Below are 18,444 nucleotides of genomic sequence, written 5' to 3'. Positions count from 1 at the left end.
GCGACACGCGACGCGGCAACGAATGCGCGAACGCGTTCCGTCACCGCACGGACCATGCGGTTGGCGAATCAGCGGATGAAACGAACGGCGTAAAGAAAGGAGAGGCGCTACGGCAGCAGCGACGCCACTTCGTCGGTATCGACGGCGACGAATGCGCGTGCGGATACGGCGTTGTGGCGCCGAACGGAACGACGAGACAGGATGGTGTAGATCGACAGATGCTGCAGGCGAGGACTATGCCAGCCGCAACTGCCATCGGAAGGGGATGCCGCGCTGCGCGAACTTCGCGCCACGCTACGATCCCACCTCACCAGAGGGCCACGGACTCTCACGATTACACTCGACTGGGTTGTTGAAAGTATTGAACACCCGATCTTTTCAACGCGCTGGGCGTTTAAAATAATCAAGGCGCCGGTTATGCGTCATTTACATTGATGGGCATCAATTTTTGCGTTGCAATAACGCTTTTTGCTGCCTGTGAAAACAAAATGACGCTGACCTGAGAGCCAGCATATACGAGCCAAAAACGGCGTCAAATGTTTTTTAACGGTCCTGCATCAGGGCTTTCCCGAGCAGTGCGAACAAAAGATTCGCAAACGGAATAGTCGGCGAGGTGTTCATTATTTCGAACGCCTTTCAGGGTTTTCCCCGCTGATCTGCGGCATAAAGTGATTAGAATATTCAACGGCTGTCCACTGCGTCGTTTCACTTTGTCATCGCACCTATCGTGTCCGAAACCGAATCGATGTCCACCGAAGTCGCCGAGCGCCTGCGCTTCGTGCGCAACAAGCATGGCCTGTCGCAGCGCGAACTCGCGAAGCGGGCCGGCGTGACCAACGGCACGATCTCGCTGATCGAACAGGGGCGCGTGAGCCCGTCGGTCGGATCGCTGAAGAAGTTGCTCGAATGCATACCGATGAGTCTGGCGGAGTTCTTCACGTTCGAGCTCGTCGAGTCGCGCTCGGTCGTGTCGCGTCGTGACGAGATGCCGAACCTCGGCAACGACACGCTCGCGTTTCATCTGGTCGGCGCGAGCGTGAAGGACCGCAACATGTGCATCCTGCGCGAGATCTATCAGCCGCACGCCGACACGGGCCCCGAGATGCTCGTGCATGCGGGGCACGAGGGCGGTGTCGTCGTGTCGGGCCGGCTCGAGCTGACCGTCGACGGCGCGACGTGGCTGCTCGACCCCGGAGACGGCTACTACTTCGAAAGCCGTTTGCCGCACCGTTTTCGCAATCCCAGCGCGGAACTGATCTGCGAGGTCGTCTCGGCCAATTCGCCGGCGACCTTCTGACCGCGCGTCATCGCATTCGCTGCAGGCCGGCCGCGCGTCAGGTGCGCGGCGCACCGCGAATGTCACAACATTGAGGCATCCTGATGAACAAGTTGACTTTGGCTGACTGGCAGGACAAGGCGGCGTCGCTCCGGATCGAAGGGCGCGCATTCATCGACGGCGCGTCGGCGCGACGCGCACGGCGGCAAGACGTTCGACTGCGTGAGCCCGATCGACGGCCGCGTGCTCGCGAAGGTCGCCGACTGCGGCGAAGCCGACGTGAACGCAGCCGTCGCGGCGGCACGCCGGGCGTTCGACGCAGGCGTATGGGCCGGCCTGAACCCGCGCGCACGCAAGGCCGTGCTGCTGCGCTGGGCCGCGCTGATGCGCGAGCATCTCGACGAACTGTCGCTGCTCGAGACGCTCGACGCGGGCAAGCCGATCGGCGACACGACGACGGTCGACGTGCCGGGCGCCGCGTACTGCGTCGAATGGTTCGCGGAAGCGATCGACAAGGTCGGCGGCGAGGTCGCGCCGGCCGATCATCATCTGGTCGGTCTCGTCACGCGCGAGCCGGTCGGCGTGGTGGCGGCCGTCGTGCCGTGGAATTTCCCGATCCTGATGGCCGCGTGGAAATTCGGCCCCGCGCTCGCGGCCGGCAACAGCGTCGTGCTGAAGCCGTCGGAGAAATCGCCGCTGACCGCGATCCGCGTCGCGCAGCTCGCGTTCGAAGCCGGCATCCCGGCCGGCGTGTTCAACGTCGTGCCGGGCGCTGGCGAACCGGGCAAGCTGCTCGCGCTGCATCGCGACGTCGACTGCATCGCGTTCACGGGCTCGACGGCCGTCGGCAAGCTGATCATGCAGTACGCGGCGCAGTCGAACCTGAAGCGCGCATGGCTCGAGCTCGGCGGCAAGTCGCCGAACATCGTGCTGCCCGATTGCCCCGATCTCGACCGTGCCGCGCAAACGGCGGCCGGCGCGATCTTCTACAACATGGGCGAGATGTGTACGGCCGGGTCGCGGCTGCTCGTGCATCGCGACATCAAGGACGCCTTCATCGAGAAGCTCGTCGCGGCCGCCCGCGCGTACGTGCCGGGCAACCCGCTCGACCCGTCGGTGTCGATGGGGGCGATCGTCGACGGCATCCAGCTCGAACGCGTGCTCGGATACATCGAGGCGGGGCGCGGCGAAGGCCGGCTCGTCACGGGCGGGGCGCGCGTGAAGGAGGAGACGGGCGGCTTTTACGTCGAGCCGACGGTGTTCGAGGTGACGCCCGATGCGAGGATCGCGCGCGAGGAAATCTTCGGGCCCGTGCTGTCGGTGATCGTGTTCGACGACGTCGACGAGGCCGTGCGGATCGCGAACGACACCGAATACGGGCTGGCCGCGGCCGTGTGGACGTCGAACCTGACGACCGCGCACGACGTGTCGCGCCGGCTGCGTGCGGGTACCGTGTGGGTGAACTGCTACGACGAGGGCGGCGACATGAACTTCCCGTTCGGCGGCTACAAGCAGTCGGGCAACGGCCGCGACAAGTCGCTGCACGCGCTCGAGAAATACACCGAGCTGAAGTCGACGCTGATCCGGCTGCGCTGACGCGCTGCCGTGTGCGGGCGCATCGCCGTGCGGCGGTGCGCCCGCCTTTCCGAGGGCGCGTCAGGCGGCGCGCAGCGCGGGATGGAAGCCGGCGGCCTCGATGATCGACTGCACGCGCTCGGCGCCTTGCGCCGATTCGACCTTGACGATTTTCGCCGCGACGTCGATGTCGAGCTTCGCGGCGGGATCGGCGGCCGTCACCGCACGCGTGATCGCATTGGCGCAGCCGCCGCAGGTCATGTCCTGCACTTCGAATTCCATCGTGTTCTCCTGAGTGGACGATTGACGAACACCGTCAGCATGAAGTTTGCCATGGTGGGAAGGTCAAGCACTGTGTGAAGGATACCGCGCGGCCGATGGATGACGCGTCGGGCGGTGGTCGGACGAATCGGCGCGGCGCCGCGCATGCCGGTCGGTGTTTGGCCCGATTGACCGTGGCCGCGCGGCGTCGCGCGTCGGGAAAAGCCTTTCCGGACAACATGCCGTGAAACGATACGGAGCATTATTTCCATATTGAAAACGTGGGCATTCATTGTGGAAATGCGAATCGCTCTTAGTATCGATTCCCCTCAAGATCCGTTCTCCGTTTCCGACCATGAATCGTTTTGCTTTCGGCTTCGCGCTGGCCCTGCTGGGCGCATCGGCAACGTCCGCATTCGCTGCCGACGACGTCGTCAACCTGACCCTGAAGGACCACAAGTTTTCACCCGATGGCGTGACGATCCCCGCCGGCAAGAAGGTGAAATTCGTCGTGAAGAACCTCGACGCGACGCCCGCGGAATTCGAGAGCGACGACTTCAAGGCGGAGAAGGTCGTGCCGGCCGGCAAGTCGGTCGAGATCCTCGTCGGGCCGCTGAAGGCGGGCACCTACGAGTTCCACGACGAGTATCACGAAGCGCAGTCGAAGACGCACCTGACCGTCAAGTAAGCGGAAACCGACATGCTGTCGACTGCCCTGATCGTCTTTCGTGAAGTGCTCGAGGCCGCGCTGGTGGTCTCGATCGTGATGGCCGCCACGAAGGGCGTGCCGCGGCGCGGCTGGTGGGTGAGCGGCGGGCTGGCCGGCGGCGTGATCGGCGCCGGCCTGATCGCGGCGTTCGCCGACGTGATCTCGCAATGGGCGTCCGGCATGGGGCAGGAAGTCTTCAACGCGGGCGTGATGTTCGTCGCGACGCTGATGCTGGCGTGGCACTGCATCTGGATGAGCCGGCACGGCCGCGAGATGGCGCTGCATATGGGCGAAGTCGGCCGGGCCGTCGCGGCCGGCCGCCGGCCGCTGACGGGTCTTGCCATCGTGGTCGGCGTCGCGGTGCTGCGCGAAGGCTCCGAGGCCGTGCTGTTCCTCTACGGGATCGCGGCGGGCGATCCGGGACAGACGCCGCAGATGATCGTCGGCGGGCTGCTCGGCGTGCTCGGTGGCGCCGGGCTCGGCTATGCGATGTATGCGGGCCTGCTGCAGATTCCGCTGAAGCGCCTGTTCTCCGTCACCAATGCGCTGATCGTGCTGCTCGCGGCGGGGATGGCGAGCCAGTGCGTCGGCTTCCTGCTGGCCGCGGGGCTCGTGCCGTCGTGGGGCGACGCGATCTGGGACACGTCGTGGCTGCTCAAGGAGTCGAGCATCGTCGGCAAGGCGCTCCATACGCTGATCGGCTATACCGCGCGTCCGGCGGGCATCCAGATCGCCGCGTACGTCGCGACGCTGGCGGCGATCCTCGTGCTGGCCCGGCTCGTCGGCCGGCCGCGGCAGGTGGCGAGGCCGCCGCGCGCGACCGCCTGAGCGTTGCGGGTTCGAATGAAAGAAGGGGCGTCGTCGACGCCCCTTCTTTCATGTGCGATGCGTGATCGCCGCGACCGTCACGGCACGCGTACGGTGGCGCGGCCGGTCAGCGGTGGCTGTCGATCCAGGCGCGGGCCCATTCGAGCCCCGCTTCGCGCGCCTCGTCCTCGGTATCGAAGACGCCGAGCACGCCGGATGCCTCGACCAGCTTGTTGTTCTGCGTGATCGTGCCGCTCGCCGCGAATCGGTCGGGCTGCATGATCTCCTCCTGCTGCAGGATCGCATGGCCCCAGATCTGGTAGCCGTGGTAGGTTTGCGCTTCCATTATCGAGTCACCTCCGCGGCGCGGCCCTGCGTGCCGACCTGCAGCACGTTGCCGTCCGGCGTGTATTGACGCGGGATGTTGGAGAAGCCCAGCGCGTGCGTCTCGTCGGAGCCGGCCGGGTGCATCACCGTGAGGCGGCCCGGCGCGGGTTGTGCGACAGGGCGCGGCGCGGCTGGCGTTTCGGTCGCGGTGGCGGCCGGGTGATGCGGGCCGGCTTTCACGGCTTGCGCGACACGGCGCTTGTGCGGCTTCGCGGGGGCTTTCGGCGTGACGCTCGCGTGCTTCTCCGCGCTCTTGCCGGTACGCGCGTCGGCGCCCGTGCGCGCGGCCGGCGTACGGGCCGCCGGATGTCGTGCCTCGGGCGGGTTCCAGACCTCGACATAATGCTCGGCGGCCCAGCCCGTCGACGCGAACGTCAGCGCCAGCAATCCGCATCCAATCAGTCTTACCATTGTCTCTCCGTCTTCGACCTGGCCGAATGGCCTGCTTCGCACCGCGGCGCGATGGGGGTGGCCCGGCGCGGGCCATCCCGGTCGTCCTGCGTTACTCCACCGTCACCGATTTCGCGAGGTTCCGCGGTTTGTCGACGTCGGTGCCGCGCGCGCACGCGGTGTGATATGCGAGCAGCTGCAGCGGCACGACGTGCAGGATCGGCGACAGCTGCCCGTAGTGTTCCGGCATCCGGATCACGTGCAGGCCGTCGTCGTTGACGATCTGCGTATCGGCATCGGCGAACACGTACAGCTCGCCGCCGCGCGCGCGCACTTCCTGCATGTTCGACTTCAGTTTCTCGAGCAGCGTGTCGTTCGGCGCGACCGTGACGACCGGCATCGCTTCCGTGACGAGTGCGAGCGGCCCGTGCTTCAGTTCGCCGGCCGGATAGGCCTCGGCGTGGATGTACGAGATTTCCTTCAGCTTCAGCGCGCCTTCCAGCGCGATCGGGTAGTGCAGCCCGCGGCCGAGGAACAGCGCGTTTTCCTTGCGCGCGAACTCCTCCGACCACGCGATGATCTGCGGCTCGAGCGCGAGCACGCTGTTCAGCGCGGCCGGCAGGTGGCGCAGCTCCTTCAGGAATTGCGCTTCCTGCGCGGCGTCGACGTGCCCGCGCAGCTTGCCGAGCGTCGCGGCCAGCACGAACAGCGCGACGAGCTGCGTCGTGAACGCCTTCGTCGATGCGACGCCGATCTCGGTGCCCGCATGCGTGAGGAACTGCATTTCCGTCAGGCGCACCATCGCGCTCGTCGCGACGTTGCACACCGCGAGCGTGTGCGTGTGGCCGAGCGACTGCGCGTGCTTGAGCGCCGCGAGCGTGTCGGCCGTCTCGCCCGACTGCGAGATCACGAGCACGAGCTGGCGCGGGTTCGGCACCGATTCGCGGTAGCGGTATTCGCTCGCGATCTCGACCTGCGTCGGGATCTTCGCGATCGATTCGAGCCAGTACTTCGCGGTGAGGCCCGAGTAGTAGCTCGTGCCGCAGGCGAGGATCAGCAGGCTGTCGATCTCCGCGAACGCGGCGGGCGCGGCGTCGCCGAACAGCGTCGCGCCGAAGGCTTCCGTCTGCGGCACGGTATCGCTGATCGCGCGCGGCTGCTCGAAGATTTCCTTCTGCATGAAGTGGCGATAGGGGCCGAGCTCGACCGCGCCGCCGTACGCGCTGACCACGCGGATCTCGCGCTGCACGGTGGCGCCGTGACGATCGACGATCGTCACGCCGTCGAGCGACAGCTCGCACACGTCGCCTTCCTCGAGGAACGTGAAGCGGTCGGTGCTGCCCGCGAGCGCGAGCGCATCGGACGCGAGGAAGTTCTCGCCGTCGCCGTGGCCGACGACGAGCGGCGAACCCTGGCGCGCGCCGACGACGGTATGCGGCTGGTCCTTGTGGATCACGGCGATCGCATACGCGCCGTGCAGCTGCTGCACGGCTTCGCGCACGGCGTCGAACAGGTTGCCGCGATACAGGCTGTGCACGAGGTGCGCGATCACCTCGGTGTCGGTCTGCGACACGAATTCGTAGCCCTTCGCGCGCAGCGCCTCGCGCAGCGGCTCGAAGTTCTCGATGATGCCGTTGTGCACGAGCGCCAGCGCGTTCGACGAGAAGATCGGGTGCGCGTTGTGCGTGACGGGCGCGCCGTGCGTCGCCCAGCGCGTGTGCGCGACGCCCGTCGTGCCTTCGAGATGCGACTCGCGCACCTGCGTGTCGAGATCGGCGACGCGCGCGACGCTGCGCGCGCGCTTCGGCGCGCCCGGCTCGAGCACGGCGACGCCGCACGAGTCGTAGCCACGGTATTCGAGGCGCCGCAATCCTTCGATCAGCACCGGAACGATATTACGCTGCGCAACTGCGCCGACAATGCCGCACATGAATGGTCAATCCTGTAAGTCGACGCGGGCGCCGCCGGGGCGCCCGCAAAAGGTTCAGCTCTTCTTCTTGACCGGGCGGACGTAGCCGCTCTTCGCGGTCTGGGTCTTCTCGTTCAACGCGAGCAGGCCGTCGGCCACGTCCTTCCAGATCGTCGTGCCGGCGGCGATCGTCACGCCGCGGCCGACGCGCACGGGCGCGACGAGCTGCGTGTCGGAGCCGACGAACACGTCGTCCTCGATCACGGTGCGGAACTTGTTCGCACCGTCGTAGTTGCAGGTGATCGTGCCCGCGCCGATGTTCACGCGCGCGCCGATGTCGGCGTCGCCGATGTAGGTGAGGTGGTTCGCCTTCGAGCCGTGGCCGATCACCGCGTTCTTCACCTCGACGAAGTTGCCGACGTGCGCTTCGTCCGCGAGCTGCGCGCCGGGGCGCAGCCGCGCGTACGGGCCGATCACGGTGTGCGCGCCGAGCTCGGCGCCGTCGATGTGCGTGAACGCATCGATGCGCGTGCCGGTGCCGACCGACGCGTTGCGGATCACGCAGTTCGCGCCGATCGTCACGTTGTCGGCGAGGGTCACGTTGCCTTCGAACACGCAGTTCACGTCGATCGACACGTCGCGGCCGCAGCGCAGCGTGCCGCGCACGTCGAGGCGCGCCGGATCGGCGAGCGTGACGCCGTCGGCGAGCAGCGCATCCGCGACGTTGCGCTGGTGGATCCGCTCGAGTTCCGCGAGCTGTGCCTTGCTGTTGACGCCGAGCGTTTCCCAGTCCTCGTCGGGCTGCGACGTGACGACCTCGAAGCCGGCCTCGATCGCGAGTTCGACGACGTCGGTCAGGTAGTACTCGCCCTGCGCGTTCTCGTTCTTCAGCGCGCCGAGCCACATCGACAGCTGGGCCGTCGGCGTGACGATGATGCCCGTGTTGATCTCGGCGATCCTCAGCTCGTCCGGCGAGGCGTCCTTCTGCTCGACGATGCGCGTGACGAAGCCCGACGCATCGCGCACGATGCGGCCATAGCCGGTCGGATCGTCGAGCGTGACGGTCAGAATCCCGTAGCGGCCCTCGCGCGCGGCATCGACGAGGCGCTGCAGCGTCGACGCGCGCGTGAGCGGCACGTCGCCGTACAGCACGAGCGTCGGTTGCGCGGGATCGAGGAGCGGCAGGGCCTGGCGCACCGCGTGGCCGGTGCCGAGCTGCTCGGCCTGCACCGCGAACTGGACATCGGGCGCGGCGACGGCGGCTTCGACCTGCTCGGCACCGTGACCGACGACGACCACCAGCCGGGACGGCTGCAGCGTGCGCGCGGTGTCGATGACGTGGGAGAGAAGCGGCCTGCCGGCCAGGGGGTGAAGCACTTTCGGCAGCGCGGAACGCATGCGCTTGCCGGTGCCTGCCGCCAAAATCACGATATTCATGGCGCCAGCTTGTCTGAGGAGTTCGAAGCCGTCCATTTTAGCATGCGGCCCCCGCCGTTCCGGGCCTGTCGCGGCGGGGCGACAGCGCCGGAACAGGGGCCGCGGGCCCTTGTTCCGGCGGGGTTCGGGCCCTGCTTACAGGTCGTCGAACTGGACGATCGAGATCGGCCGGGCGGCGCCCGGCGCGGCGGTATCGTCGCCCGATGCGCACGGTTCCTCGTCGAACGCGATGTCGCCTTGCGGATCGGCCTCGCCGGTCGCGCGCAGCGACTGGAACGGGTACAGCGTCGTGTCCATCAGGTGCGACGGCACGACCTTCGCGAGCGCGTTGAACATGTTGTCGACGCGGCCCGGGAAGCGCTTGTCCCATTCGCGGATCAGCGCCTTCATTTCCGCGCGCTTCAGGTTCGGCTGGCTGCCGCACAGGTTGCACGGGATGATCGGAAATTCGCGCAACTCCGCGTATTTCTCGAGATCGGTTTCCTTCACGTACGCGAGCGGGCGGATCACGATGTTCTTGCCGTCGTCCGACTGCAGCTTCGGCGGCATCCCCTTCAGCTTGCCGCCGTAGAACATGTTGAGCAGCAGCGTCTGCACGATGTCGTCGCGATGGTGGCCGAGCGCGATCTTGGTCGCGCCGAGCTCGCCGGCCACGCGGTACAGGATCCCGCGGCGCAGCCGCGAGCACAGCGAGCAGGTCGTCTTGCCTTCGGGGACGAGCCGCTTGACGATGCTGTAGGTGTCCTGGTTCTCGATGTGGAACGGCACGCCAACCTGCTTCAGGTACTCGGGCAGCACATGCTCGGGGAAGCCCGGCTGCTTCTGGTCGAGGTTCACCGCGACGATGTCGAAGTCGATCGGCGCGCGCTCGCGCAGGCGCAGCAGCACGTCGAGCATCGCGTAGCTGTCCTTGCCGCCCGACAGGCACACCATCACCTTGTCGCCGTGCTCGATCATGTTGTAGTCGCCGATCGCCTGGCCGACCTGGCGCACGATCCGCTTGTACAGCTTGTTGTTCTCGTACGCTTCCTTCTGCTCGCGGCGCGTCAGCGCCTGGCGGCCGGCCGGCGCGGCGTCGTCGAGGGTGGCGGCCGCGGCCGCCGTGTCATTCGTGTGGGGGGCGTTCATGCGCGCTCCTCGTCCTTGATGCGAAAGACTTCGACGCCGACGGCGTCGCAGTCCGGATAGGCGTCCGGTTTCTCGGTACAGACGCGTACCGCGCGCACGGTGTCGTGCGCCAGCAGGTGCGCGGCGATCGCGTCGCACAGCGTTTCCTGCAGGTGGATGTGGCCGCGCGCCACGCATTGCGCGACGCTCTGCTTCATCAGATCGTAGTCGACGACTTCATGCAGCCGGTCGTCGACGGGGGTGGACAGCGCGAGCGGCACGAACAGGTCGACGTTGATGACGACGCGCTGCTCGCCGCGCTTCTCGTGTTCGAAGGCCCCGATGTTGATGTGCACCTCGTAGTCGCGCAGGTAGAGCCTGCGGCAATCCGCGAGGCGGGGGTGCAGGAGAGCGGAAAACATGGTCGTCCCAGTCAAATTGGCGTGCGCGCACGCAAAGCGGCGCGGGCGGCGGCGGTCAGGCCGCGCCCGCGCGGTTCATTCATTCGGGCCGGCGGCGGGCGGCACGAGGTGCTCGCCGCCGTCGACGGTCAGCGTCGCGCCCGTGACGCCGGGCGCGCTCGCGAGATAGCAGGCGGCCGCCGCGATGTCGTCCGCGTGCGGCGCGTGACCGCGCACGAGCGCCGCGACCCGCACCTTCGGCGCGAGTGCCAGCGCCAGCGCCGACGTCGCGCGGTTCAGCGCGGCCTGCATCAGCGCGTGCGACAGCTGCGCCGGTGCCGGGTGAAACAGGGCCTGATCCAGCACGTGAATCGCGCACGCGCGCAGCGCTTCATGCTCGCGCGCGGCGTCGGGCGTCGCATCGGCGAGCGCGCGGGCCAGCGCGAGCGGCGCCGTCACGTTGCGCGCGAGCGCGCCGGCGAGCGACGCGCCGTCGATCGTCCGCGCGTCGTCGGCGCCCGCGCTGGCGCTGACGAACACCGCGCACGCGGGCCGGCCGAGCGCTTCGCCGCACGCGGCGACGAGCGCGGCCGCATCGGTTTCCAGGGCCAGATCGGCGTCCAGCACGACCGCGCGGCGGCCGAGCGCGGCGACGTCGGCGACGAGCGCATCGGCGGCCGCGCGCGGCGCGCCCTGGCCGCGCTGCAGCGCGACGTCCCAGCCGCGGCGGGCGAACCCCGTCGCGAGCGCGCGGCCGATCGACGCGGCGTCGGCCGCGCTGCCCAGGGCGCCCGTGACGAGCACCACGCGCGGGGTCGACGTATCGGCTGAAACGGTCATTTACAATGCCGGGATGAACCCGAAAGCTCACGAACCCGCTAGTTTACCTGCTCCCGGCCCCGACGCGCTCGCGCAGTCCGAAACCCTTGCCGCGCAACTGCGCGACGAGATCGCGGCGGCCGGCGGCTGGCTGCCGTTCGACCGTTTCATGGAGCGCGCGCTGTATGCGCCCGGCCTCGGCTATTACAGCGGCGGCGCCCGCAAGTTCGGGCGCCGCGCCGACGATGGCAGCGACTTCGTCACCGCGCCGGAGCTGTCGCCGCTGTTCGCGCAAACGCTCGCGCAACCGGTCGCGCAGGCGCTCGCGGCGAGCGACACGCGCCGCGTGATGGAATTCGGCGCGGGCACGGGCAAGCTCGCGGCCGGGCTGCTCGCCGCCCTCGACGCGCAGCGCGTCGAACTCGACGAATACCTGATCGTCGACCTGTCCGGCGAGCTGCGCGAACGGCAGCGCGACACGATCGCGGCCGCCGCGCCGGCGCTGGCCGCGAAGGTGCGCTGGCTCGACGCGCTGCCCGAGCGGTTCGACGGCGTCGTGGTCGGCAACGAGGTGCTCGACGCGATGCCGGTGCGGCTGTTCGCGAAGGCGGGCGGCGCGTGGCACGAGCGCGGCGTCGCGCTCGACGCGCGCCAGGCGTTCGTGTTCGACGACCGGCCCGCCGACGCGGCCGGCCTGCCGCCGGCGCTCGCGGGGCTCGACGTCGGCGACGGCTACGTGACCGAGACGCACGAGGCCGCGCTGGCGTTCACGCGCACCGTCTGCACGATGCTCGCGCGCGGCGCGGTGCTGCTGGTCGACTACGGCTTTCCGGCGCACGAGTACTACCATCCGCAGCGCGACCGCGGCACGCTGATGTGCCACTACCGCCACCAGGCGCACGACGACCCGTTCCTGTACCCGGGGCTGCAGGACATCACCGCGCACGTCGAATTCACCGGCATCTACGACGCGGCCGTCGCGACCGGCGCCGACCTGCTCGGCTACACGTCGCAGGCGCGCTTCCTGCTGAACGCCGGCATCACCGACGCGCTGGCCGCGATCGATCCGTCCGACATCCGCGCGTTCCTGCCGGCCGCGAACGCGGTGCAGAAGCTGATCTCGGAAGCCGAGATGGGCGAGCTGTTCAAGGTGATCGCGTTCTCGCGCGGCATCGACGGCACGCTCGACGCGTTCGCGCGCGGCGACCGCTCGCACGCGCTTTGAGCGAGGGCGGACATGCTGCGCTGGCTGCTGACGACGTTCATCGCGGTGATGATCCTGACGCGCTGCTGGCCGTGGCTCGGCAAGCTCGGCATCGGGCGGATGCCGGGCGACGTCACGCTGACGCTCGGCGGGCGGCGCTACCCGTTCCCGTTCATGTCGACGCTGGTGCTGACGATGCTGCTGTCGATGGTGGCGCGGCTGCTCTGAGCCGCGCCTGAAAGAGGGGGCGCGCGCTACAGCTCGATCTCGCCGAGGATCCGGTGCGCGAGCGCCTTCGCCTCGTCGAACGCTTCTTCCTCGCTGGGGCTCGTCGAGTGGACGTCGTAACGTGTGTTCTCGGTGTCGTCCCCGTCGTCGCGCGAGAGGATCACGTAACCCTGAAACTGCCCGTTGCCCGCATGCTGGGTATGCGCCTTGGCCGTGTAGATGCCTTTCGTGAACGTGTTCGTGTCCATCGTGCTCTCCCGCAAAAGGACACTTCATCGTAGCACTGCGGCGCAGCATGTACAGCGCCGCTTATCGGTGACCGAACGGCGTCCGGTCGCGGCGGCCGGTCACCGTCCCGCTATCGGCGCTCGATCAGCGCGACGACCTCGTCGAGCGTCGGCGCGTGCGCGCCCGTATGCCGGCACGCGGCGGCGCCCGCCGCCAGCGCGAACACGAGATGCTCGCGCCACGACCGCTGCGGGGCGGCCATCAGGCTGAACAGCAGGCCGCCGATCGACGCATCGCCCGCGCCGACGGTATCGGCCACCTCGACGCGCGGCGGGCTGGCCTCGAGCACGTCGCCGCCCGCGTAGAGCGTCGCCGCCTGCGCGCCGCGCGTGACGAGCACGGCCGCGCGCGGGTTCAGCGCGCGCACCGCCGCGATCGCATCGGGGCCGTCGCCGCCGAACAGGTGCCGCAGGTCCTCGTCGGATACCTTGATCAGGTCGGCGAGCGCGGCCATCTTCTCGAGCGTCGGCCGGTACGCGTCCGTCATCAGGTTCCGGACGTTCGGATCGAAGCTGATCTTCACGCCGCGCGCGTGCAGCTCGGCTGCCAGCGCGGCCAGCGTGCCCGCGAGCGGTTCGCGCACGAGGCTGATGCAGCCGAAATGCGCCCATTTCACGTGGTCGGCCCAGCCGGCCGGCAGCCGTGCGGGATCGAACGCGAGATCGGCACTCGCTTCGCCGATGAAGAAATAGGCGGGCGGGCGGGTCTCGTGGACGATCGCGAGCAGCGGCGGCCGCGCGACCCGCTGCAGGAAGCGCAGGTCGAGCCCGGCCGCTTCGCTCGTGCGCCACAGTTCGTCGGAGAAGCAGTCTTCGCCGATCGAACCCGCGAGCGCGCTCGGCACGCCGAGCCGCGCGACCGCGCGTGCGACGTTCCAGCCGGCGCCGCCCGGCACCGAGGTCCATTGCGCATCGCCCGCGCGCACCATGTCGGTCAGGATGTCGCCCGCCGACACGAAAGCCGGAAACGTGCCGCCGCTCATTGCGTCGGTTCGCCGCGTTGCGCGCGCGCGAGCGTCGCGAGCACGTCGTAGCACGCGCCCATCGTGTGATAGTCGGTCTTGCCGGCCGGGCTCTTTTCGTCGCTGTACTTGCGGTTGTCGCAGGTGAGGATCCGGTACCACGCGCCGTAGCGGTGATCGACGAAATGGGCCCAGCTGTAGCGCCAGATCTCGTCGTACCAGTCCCAGAAGCGCTCGCTGCCGGTGCGCGCGCCGAGCATCGCGGCCGCCGCGAAGGTTTCGGCCTGCACCCAGAAGTACTTGTTGTGGTCGCAGATCGTGAAGTCGGGGCCGAAACCGTAGTACAGGCCGCCGTGGTCGGCGTCCCACGCATGCGTGAGCGCCGCGTCGAACAGCTCGGCCGCGCGCGGCACGAGCCAGTCGAGCGGGCGGTGCCGTTCGAGGATCAGCAGCAGCTTCGCCCATTCGGTCTGGTGTCCGGGCTGGAAGCCCCACGGGCGGAAGATGTTCGAGCTGTCTTCCTTGTTGTAATCCCAGTCGACCGACCAGTCCGCATGGTAGTGCTCCCACACGAGCCCGCCCGACAGCGCGGCCTGGCGCTGCGTGACGTGGCTCGCGAGCTTTTCCGCGCGATCGAGGTATGTGAGGTGGCCGGTCGCCTCGTACGCCGCGAGCAGCGCCTCGGTCATGTGCATGTTCGCGTTCTGGCCGCGGTACGACGACACGATCCAGTTCGGCGTCGCATCGTCCGCGTACAGGCCCGCGGCCGCATCCCAGAAGCGGTGCTCGGCCAGTTCGTAGGTCGCGGCGATCAGCGGGCGCGCCTCGTCGATGCCGGCCATCGTCGCATGCGCGGCCGCGAGCAGCACGAACGCGAGCCCGTAGCAGTGGCGCGCGCCGTCGAGCGTCGCGTGCTTGCCGCCGTCACGCCAGTCGAGTTCCCAGTCGTAGCCCTGCAGTTCGTCGTCCCAGTGCGCGTCGCGCAGGAAGCGCAGCCCGTGGCGCGCGTATTCCAGGTGGCGCGGGTCGCCGAAATGCCGGTACGCCATCGCGTAGTTGAAGACGAACCGGCAGCTGCTGACGAGGTGGCGCGACGTGCGGTTGTAGATGCTGCCGTCGTCGCGGAAGTAATGGTAGAAACCGCCCGTCGGGTCGAATGCGTTCGTCGCGTAGAAGCGCAGCGTGTCCTCGATGTGCGACAGCAGGAACGACGGATCGCGGAAGCTCGCGACGAACGGTGCGTCTGGCGTGTGGGCGGCCGGTGCGGCCGTGCAGGGTTGGACCGGGGGCATGTTCATGATTCGGTGACCGTTGCGGTATCGAGTGCCGGCGAGCCGGCGGGCTGGCTGCTGGCCCGCACGATCAGCTCGACGGGCAGGGAGATCTCGGTGCGCTCGGGCGACTCGGCGAGCAGCAGCTCGACGCCGCGGCGGCCGAGCGCCTCCTTGTCGACCGACAGCGTCGTGAGCGGCGGGCTCGCGTGCGCGGCGGCCGGGATGTTGTCGAAGCCGACGATCGCGATGTCGTCCGGAATCCGCAGGCCGCGCGCGGTGCACACGCGCTGCGCGGCGAGCGCGGCCGCGTCGTTGTACGCGAACACGGCTTCGGGGCGCGGGCCCGGCGCGTCGAGCAGTTGCTCCATCGCGCGCGCGGCGCCCGTGTCGGGATCGAGCCCCGCGTCGATCGTCACTTCGTACGCGGGGTCGAACAGCCGCCCGGCTTCGAAGAACGCGCGCCGGTAGCCGATCGCGCGCTGCGCGATGCTGTAGTGCGCGGGCGAGCCGCCGATGAACGCGATCCGCGTGCGGCCGGTGGCGAGCAGGTGGCGCATCGCGAGCGCGGCGCCCGTCGCGTTGTCGATGTTGACCGAGCGCAGCCCGGGCGCCCACAGGTCGATCAGCACGAGCGGCCGGCCGGTCGCGGCGAGCGCCTCGATCGTCTCGGGCTCGATGAAGCCGGCCACCGCGATCGCGTCGGGCGCGTGCGGGCGCATCTGGCGCAGCACGTCGTCGTTCGGACCGACCGTGAGCAGCGTCGGCACGATGCCGCGCTCGCGGCACGCGTCCTCGACGCCGTGCAGCACGTGCGAGAAGAACGGGCTGGCGGGAAAGCGGTTGTGCTGGCGATGCAGCAGGAAGGTGAGCCGGCGGATGCGCGGCCGCAACTGCGCGGGATCGTAGCCGAGCCGCTGCGCGATCTCGACGATCCGCGCCCGCGTGGCTTCGGACAGGCCCGGCTGGTTCTTCAGCGCGCGCGAGACGGTGCCGATCGAGACCTCTGCCGCTCGCGCCACATCGCGAATGGTCGTACCCATCGTTCGTTCGGGTCCGGTTTGTTTAGGGTGGGGGCGATTGTATAGTAAAACTCGATGCGGAATTCGGGCCGGATAACCGGGGAATACCCGCAAATAACGGGTTTTTAAGGGCTAATCTGCGAAAACGCCGTTACTAAAAATACTAAACAAAACGTGCAAAAGGCAAGGCGCGCGTGCGAGGCGCCACGGCCGGGAGGCGGGCCGGAAGCGAACGGGCTTCGCACGTCCGGGCGGCATGCGCGACGGCTTGCACGGCCAGGCCGGCAGCCGGTGCGCCACGGTCGGTGCAGCGGCGGCGGGCGGACCTCCGTCGCCATCGCCCGAGACGCGGCCGTGCCGCCGCGAACCGCCGGCCGCGTGCCGCTCAGCCTGCCGCCGCGGCCGGCGGTTCGCCGCGATGGCGCAGCGCGGCGCGGCCCGCGTCGAGATCGACGACCGCCAGCCCGTCCGGCTGCTGTTTCGCGCGCCGCTTCGCGAGCGCCGCGACCGATGCGATCTCGTCGCTGCCGTACCGTTTGGCGCCATGCGCGCCGGCCGGTACGCCGACCGCGCCGATCGCCATCGTCACGAAGCCGAAGAACGCCGGGTTGCCGTGGCGGTCCTCGCCGTGCAGCCCGCCCGCCTGCCGGTCGGCCTGCGTGTAGAAGAGCCGCGCGCCGTCGTTGAAGCGCGCGATCGCGTCGGCCGCGCGTTCGCGCCAGTCGTCGCGCTGGAACAGCACGAGGAAATCGTCGCCGCCGACGTGGCCCAGAAAGTCGCGCTGCGGATCGCACACGCCGGCCAGCACCGTCGCGGCGAACTTCAGCACCTCGTCGCCCTGCCAGTAGCCGTACTGGTCGTTGAACGGCTTGAACTGGTTCAGGTCGACGTAGCACGCGTGAAAGCCGGCGTCGCGCTGCAGCAGGCGGTCGATGTGCGCGCTGATCGGGATGTTGCCGGGCAGGAATGTCAGCGGATTCGCGTAGCGCGCGGCCTCGATGCGCATCTCGGTCACCGCGCGCACCAGGCTCTCGCCGGTGCCGAGCCCGACGTAGCGGCCGTGTTCGGTGATCACGAAGCCGTCCGCGAGATAGCGCTGGTCGTGGCTCGCGAGCAGACTTGCGAGCTGCTCGAACGTCGTTGCGTTGTCGATCATCAGCGGCGCGTCGTTCGCGAACTGCAGGCACGGCTTCTTCCCGAACACCTCGCGGTGATACGGCAACGCGAAGCGGTCGATGAAGCCGCGGCGATTCACGAGCGCGACGGGCCGTCCGCGTTCGACGAGCGCGACCGCGTGCAGGTCGGGCATCCGGTTGAACAGCTCGAGCACGTCGTTGCTGGTCGCGTCGCGCGGCAGCGCCGGCGCGGGCACCAGCATCTTCCCGGCGATCGTGCCGGCCGGCCGCACCGAGCGCGTCGCGCCGGGAAACACCGCGATGTGCGGCGCGCGGATCGCGTCGCGCGCGGCCGGCGCGACGACGCGCGACGGCCGCGCGTTCGGCCGGCCGAGCAGGAAACCCTGCACGCAGCAGATCCCCATGTCGCGCACGACGATCAGGTCGCATTCGTTCTCGATGCCTTCCGCGATCAGTTGCGCGCCGCTCGCCTGCGCGAAGTGCTGCATCGCCTTCACGGCCTCGAACTTGAGCGGGTCGCGCGCGATGTCGTGGATGAAGAAGCGGTCGATCTTCACGACGTCCGGCTGCAGGCGCAGCCACAGGTTCATGCTCGCGTTCGCGGTGCCGTAGTCGTCGAGCGCGAACTGGACGCCGGCGTCGCGCAGCGACGCGACCGCCGGCCCGATGTGCGCGACATCGGGCATCGCATTCTGCTCGGTCAGCTCGATCACGATGCGCTCGGCGCCGACCCGCGCGCGGCCGAGGAACTGCCGTGCGCGCTCGCGTTTGCTGGCGAGCGCGAGGATCGTCCCGGCGCTGAAATTGAGGAACAGCTTGCCGTCGCAGCCGAGCGCCGCGAACGCGTCGAGGCAGGTGAGCGCGGCGGCCTGCTCGAGCGCGATGGTCTCGCCTTCGCGCGCGGCCTGTGCGAACAGCGCGGCGGGCGGTTCGAGGTCCGTGCCGCGCGGGCCGCGGATCAGCCCTTCGTAACCGACGACCGTCCCCGACCGGAGGTCGACGATCGGCTGGAAGACGGCCGCGAGCGCGCGATCCGCGATCAGGCGCGTGGTGCGGGCGGCAGCGGAGTCGGTGGGGAGCGCGGGCATGGGCGAGGGCAGCCGAATCGACGGGACGTCCGGCTTAACGGCAGCGCTCGCGCGGAATTGAATGAAGATTTCGTGACACGATGGGCGCCGATGGCGCATCGCGCCGCACGCGTGTCGGTGCACGCCCGGAAGGCCGGCAGGAGAAGGGGCGGCGGCCTTCCGGCGGCC

19 protein-coding genes and 1 pseudogene are annotated in these 18,444 nt (G+C 68.9%); 6 read left to right on the top strand and 14 right to left on the bottom strand.

Annotation, left to right across the window (positions count from 1 at the left end):
• Positions 1-107: 107 nt before the first annotated feature.
• Positions 108-332, bottom strand: a complete 225-nt coding sequence (locus tag AC0KUR_RS16790; RefSeq protein ID WP_072437498.1) for a hypothetical protein — start codon at positions 330-332, stop codon at positions 108-110.
• A gap of 413 nt (positions 333-745) precedes the next feature.
• On the opposite strand from AC0KUR_RS16790, the gene AC0KUR_RS16785 reads away from it, so the two are divergent.
• Both AC0KUR_RS16785 and AC0KUR_RS16780 read left to right on the top strand, forming a co-directional pair.
• Complete coding sequence (locus AC0KUR_RS16785; protein WP_034189292.1) at positions 746-1,297, top strand: cupin domain-containing protein; 552 nt, start codon at positions 746-748, stop codon at positions 1,295-1,297.
• A gap of 83 nt (positions 1,298-1,380) precedes the next feature.
• Positions 1,381-2,872 (top strand): annotated as a pseudogene (locus AC0KUR_RS16780) (aldehyde dehydrogenase).
• A gap of 60 nt (positions 2,873-2,932) precedes the next feature.
• Here AC0KUR_RS16780 and AC0KUR_RS16775 read toward each other — a convergent pair.
• The gene (locus AC0KUR_RS16775; RefSeq protein WP_011353438.1) at positions 2,933-3,133 is read right to left on the bottom strand and encodes a heavy-metal-associated domain-containing protein; all 201 of its coding nucleotides are present in this window, start codon (positions 3,131-3,133) and stop codon (positions 2,933-2,935) included.
• A gap of 334 nt (positions 3,134-3,467) precedes the next feature.
• Between AC0KUR_RS16775 and AC0KUR_RS16770 the strand changes: the two genes are divergently transcribed.
• Together AC0KUR_RS16770 and AC0KUR_RS16765 are read left to right on the top strand one after the other, a co-directional pair.
• The gene (locus AC0KUR_RS16770; RefSeq protein WP_011353437.1) at positions 3,468-3,800 is read left to right on the top strand and encodes a cupredoxin domain-containing protein; all 333 of its coding nucleotides are present in this window, start codon (positions 3,468-3,470) and stop codon (positions 3,798-3,800) included.
• Positions 3,801-3,812: 12 nt separating this feature from the next.
• The gene (locus tag AC0KUR_RS16765) at positions 3,813-4,649 is read left to right on the top strand and encodes an FTR1 family iron permease (protein ID WP_124609006.1); all 837 of its coding nucleotides are present in this window, start codon (positions 3,813-3,815) and stop codon (positions 4,647-4,649) included.
• Between the two features lie 106 nt (positions 4,650-4,755).
• Here the strand turns inward: AC0KUR_RS16765 and AC0KUR_RS16760 are convergent, their stop codons facing one another.
• From AC0KUR_RS16760 to AC0KUR_RS16730, 7 genes are all read right to left on the bottom strand, one after another.
• Positions 4,756-4,974 (bottom strand): hypothetical protein, encoded by a 219-nt coding sequence (locus AC0KUR_RS16760; RefSeq protein WP_034189115.1) that lies wholly within the window; start codon positions 4,972-4,974, stop codon positions 4,756-4,758.
• A complete protein-coding gene (locus tag AC0KUR_RS16755) occupies positions 4,974-5,426 on the bottom strand; it encodes a hypothetical protein (protein ID WP_034189116.1) in 453 nt (150 codons plus the stop codon). Before AC0KUR_RS16755 ends, AC0KUR_RS16760 begins: the two co-directional genes overlap by 1 nt.
• Before the next feature lie 91 nt (positions 5,427-5,517).
• Positions 5,518-7,335, bottom strand: coding sequence for a glutamine--fructose-6-phosphate transaminase (isomerizing) (gene glmS, locus AC0KUR_RS16750; protein ID WP_473376196.1), 1,818 nt, complete (start codon positions 7,333-7,335; stop codon positions 5,518-5,520).
• 54 nt (positions 7,336-7,389) lie between these two features.
• Positions 7,390-8,751 (bottom strand): bifunctional UDP-N-acetylglucosamine diphosphorylase/glucosamine-1-phosphate N-acetyltransferase GlmU, encoded by a 1,362-nt coding sequence (gene glmU / locus AC0KUR_RS16745; protein WP_124609004.1) that lies wholly within the window; start codon positions 8,749-8,751, stop codon positions 7,390-7,392.
• A 135-nt stretch (positions 8,752-8,886) separates the two neighbouring features.
• On the bottom strand, positions 8,887-9,879 hold the full coding sequence (gene ttcA, locus AC0KUR_RS16740; RefSeq protein ID WP_034189119.1) for a tRNA 2-thiocytidine(32) synthetase TtcA: 993 nt from the start codon (positions 9,877-9,879) through the stop codon (positions 8,887-8,889).
• Positions 9,876-10,280: a dihydroneopterin aldolase gene (locus tag AC0KUR_RS16735; RefSeq protein WP_034189120.1), complete on the bottom strand. Its 405-nt coding sequence runs from the start codon at positions 10,278-10,280 to the stop codon at positions 9,876-9,878. The genes ttcA and AC0KUR_RS16735 overlap by 4 nt, the downstream gene beginning before the upstream one ends.
• 75 nt (positions 10,281-10,355) lie before the next feature.
• Entirely contained in the window at positions 10,356-11,099 is a 744-nt protein-coding gene (locus AC0KUR_RS16730; RefSeq protein ID WP_034189121.1) for an SDR family oxidoreductase, read from the bottom strand.
• Positions 11,100-11,112: 13 nt separating this feature from the next.
• Between AC0KUR_RS16730 and AC0KUR_RS16725 the strand changes: the two genes are divergently transcribed.
• Together AC0KUR_RS16725 and AC0KUR_RS16720 are read left to right on the top strand one after the other, a co-directional pair.
• Positions 11,113-12,303, top strand: a complete 1,191-nt coding sequence (locus AC0KUR_RS16725) for a class I SAM-dependent methyltransferase (RefSeq protein ID WP_034189122.1) — start codon at positions 11,113-11,115, stop codon at positions 12,301-12,303.
• A 12-nt stretch (positions 12,304-12,315) separates the two neighbouring features.
• Positions 12,316-12,510: a DUF2905 domain-containing protein gene (locus AC0KUR_RS16720; RefSeq protein WP_006477606.1), complete on the top strand. Its 195-nt coding sequence runs from the start codon at positions 12,316-12,318 to the stop codon at positions 12,508-12,510.
• A 26-nt stretch (positions 12,511-12,536) separates the two neighbouring features.
• On the opposite strand, the gene AC0KUR_RS16715 is transcribed toward AC0KUR_RS16720, so the two are convergent.
• The 5 genes from AC0KUR_RS16715 to AC0KUR_RS16695 all read right to left on the bottom strand — a co-directional run bounded on the left by AC0KUR_RS16715 (position 12,537) and on the right by AC0KUR_RS16695 (position 18,276).
• A complete protein-coding gene (locus tag AC0KUR_RS16715; protein ID WP_021163760.1) occupies positions 12,537-12,758 on the bottom strand; it encodes a hypothetical protein in 222 nt (73 codons plus the stop codon).
• Positions 12,759-12,868: 110 nt separating this feature from the next.
• Positions 12,869-13,780 (bottom strand): carbohydrate kinase family protein, encoded by a 912-nt coding sequence (locus tag AC0KUR_RS16710; RefSeq protein ID WP_034189123.1) that lies wholly within the window; start codon positions 13,778-13,780, stop codon positions 12,869-12,871.
• Positions 13,777-15,057, bottom strand: a complete 1,281-nt coding sequence (locus tag AC0KUR_RS16705) for an AGE family epimerase/isomerase (protein WP_473376195.1) — start codon at positions 15,055-15,057, stop codon at positions 13,777-13,779. Before AC0KUR_RS16705 ends, AC0KUR_RS16710 begins: the two co-directional genes overlap by 4 nt.
• Positions 15,054-16,073: a LacI family DNA-binding transcriptional regulator gene (locus AC0KUR_RS16700; RefSeq protein ID WP_034189125.1), complete on the bottom strand. Its 1,020-nt coding sequence runs from the start codon at positions 16,071-16,073 to the stop codon at positions 15,054-15,056. The genes AC0KUR_RS16705 and AC0KUR_RS16700 overlap by 4 nt, the downstream gene beginning before the upstream one ends.
• Before the next feature lie 364 nt (positions 16,074-16,437).
• Entirely contained in the window at positions 16,438-18,276 is a 1,839-nt protein-coding gene (locus tag AC0KUR_RS16695; RefSeq protein WP_049029326.1) for an EAL domain-containing protein, read from the bottom strand.
• Positions 18,277-18,444: the final 168 nt, after the last annotated feature.

Source organism: Burkholderia sp. YHN3-13, from assembly GCF_055810675.1.
This window is presented reverse-complemented; position numbering and strand designations above follow the sequence as displayed.

Coding starts and splice junctions, on each gene's coding strand:
- AC0KUR_RS16785 (WP_034189292.1), top strand. CDS start 746: ATGTCCACCGAAGTCGCCGAGCGCCTGCGCTTCGTGCGCAACAAGCAT.
- AC0KUR_RS16775 (WP_011353438.1), bottom strand. CDS start 3,133: ATGGAATTCGAAGTGCAGGACATGACCTGCGGCGGCTGCGCCAATGCG.
- AC0KUR_RS16770 (WP_011353437.1), top strand. CDS start 3,468: ATGAATCGTTTTGCTTTCGGCTTCGCGCTGGCCCTGCTGGGCGCATCG.
- AC0KUR_RS16765 (WP_124609006.1), top strand. CDS start 3,813: ATGCTGTCGACTGCCCTGATCGTCTTTCGTGAAGTGCTCGAGGCCGCG.
- AC0KUR_RS16760 (WP_034189115.1), bottom strand. CDS start 4,974: ATGGAAGCGCAAACCTACCACGGCTACCAGATCTGGGGCCATGCGATC.
- AC0KUR_RS16755 (WP_034189116.1), bottom strand. CDS start 5,426: ATGGTAAGACTGATTGGATGCGGATTGCTGGCGCTGACGTTCGCGTCG.
- glmS (WP_473376196.1), bottom strand. CDS start 7,335: ATGTGCGGCATTGTCGGCGCAGTTGCGCAGCGTAATATCGTTCCGGTG.
- glmU (WP_124609004.1), bottom strand. CDS start 8,751: ATGAATATCGTGATTTTGGCGGCAGGCACCGGCAAGCGCATGCGTTCC.
- ttcA (WP_034189119.1), bottom strand. CDS start 9,879: ATGAACGCCCCCCACACGAATGACACGGCGGCCGCGGCCGCCACCCTC.
- AC0KUR_RS16735 (WP_034189120.1), bottom strand. CDS start 10,280: ATGTTTTCCGCTCTCCTGCACCCCCGCCTCGCGGATTGCCGCAGGCTC.
- AC0KUR_RS16730 (WP_034189121.1), bottom strand. CDS start 11,099: ATGACCGTTTCAGCCGATACGTCGACCCCGCGCGTGGTGCTCGTCACG.
- AC0KUR_RS16725 (WP_034189122.1), top strand. CDS start 11,113: ATGAACCCGAAAGCTCACGAACCCGCTAGTTTACCTGCTCCCGGCCCC.
- AC0KUR_RS16720 (WP_006477606.1), top strand. CDS start 12,316: ATGCTGCGCTGGCTGCTGACGACGTTCATCGCGGTGATGATCCTGACG.
- AC0KUR_RS16715 (WP_021163760.1), bottom strand. CDS start 12,758: ATGGACACGAACACGTTCACGAAAGGCATCTACACGGCCAAGGCGCAT.
- AC0KUR_RS16710 (WP_034189123.1), bottom strand. CDS start 13,780: ATGAGCGGCGGCACGTTTCCGGCTTTCGTGTCGGCGGGCGACATCCTG.
- AC0KUR_RS16705 (WP_473376195.1), bottom strand. CDS start 15,057: ATGAACATGCCCCCGGTCCAACCCTGCACGGCCGCACCGGCCGCCCAC.
- AC0KUR_RS16700 (WP_034189125.1), bottom strand. CDS start 16,073: ATGGGTACGACCATTCGCGATGTGGCGCGAGCGGCAGAGGTCTCGATC.
- AC0KUR_RS16695 (WP_049029326.1), bottom strand. CDS start 18,276: ATGCCCGCGCTCCCCACCGACTCCGCTGCCGCCCGCACCACGCGCCTG.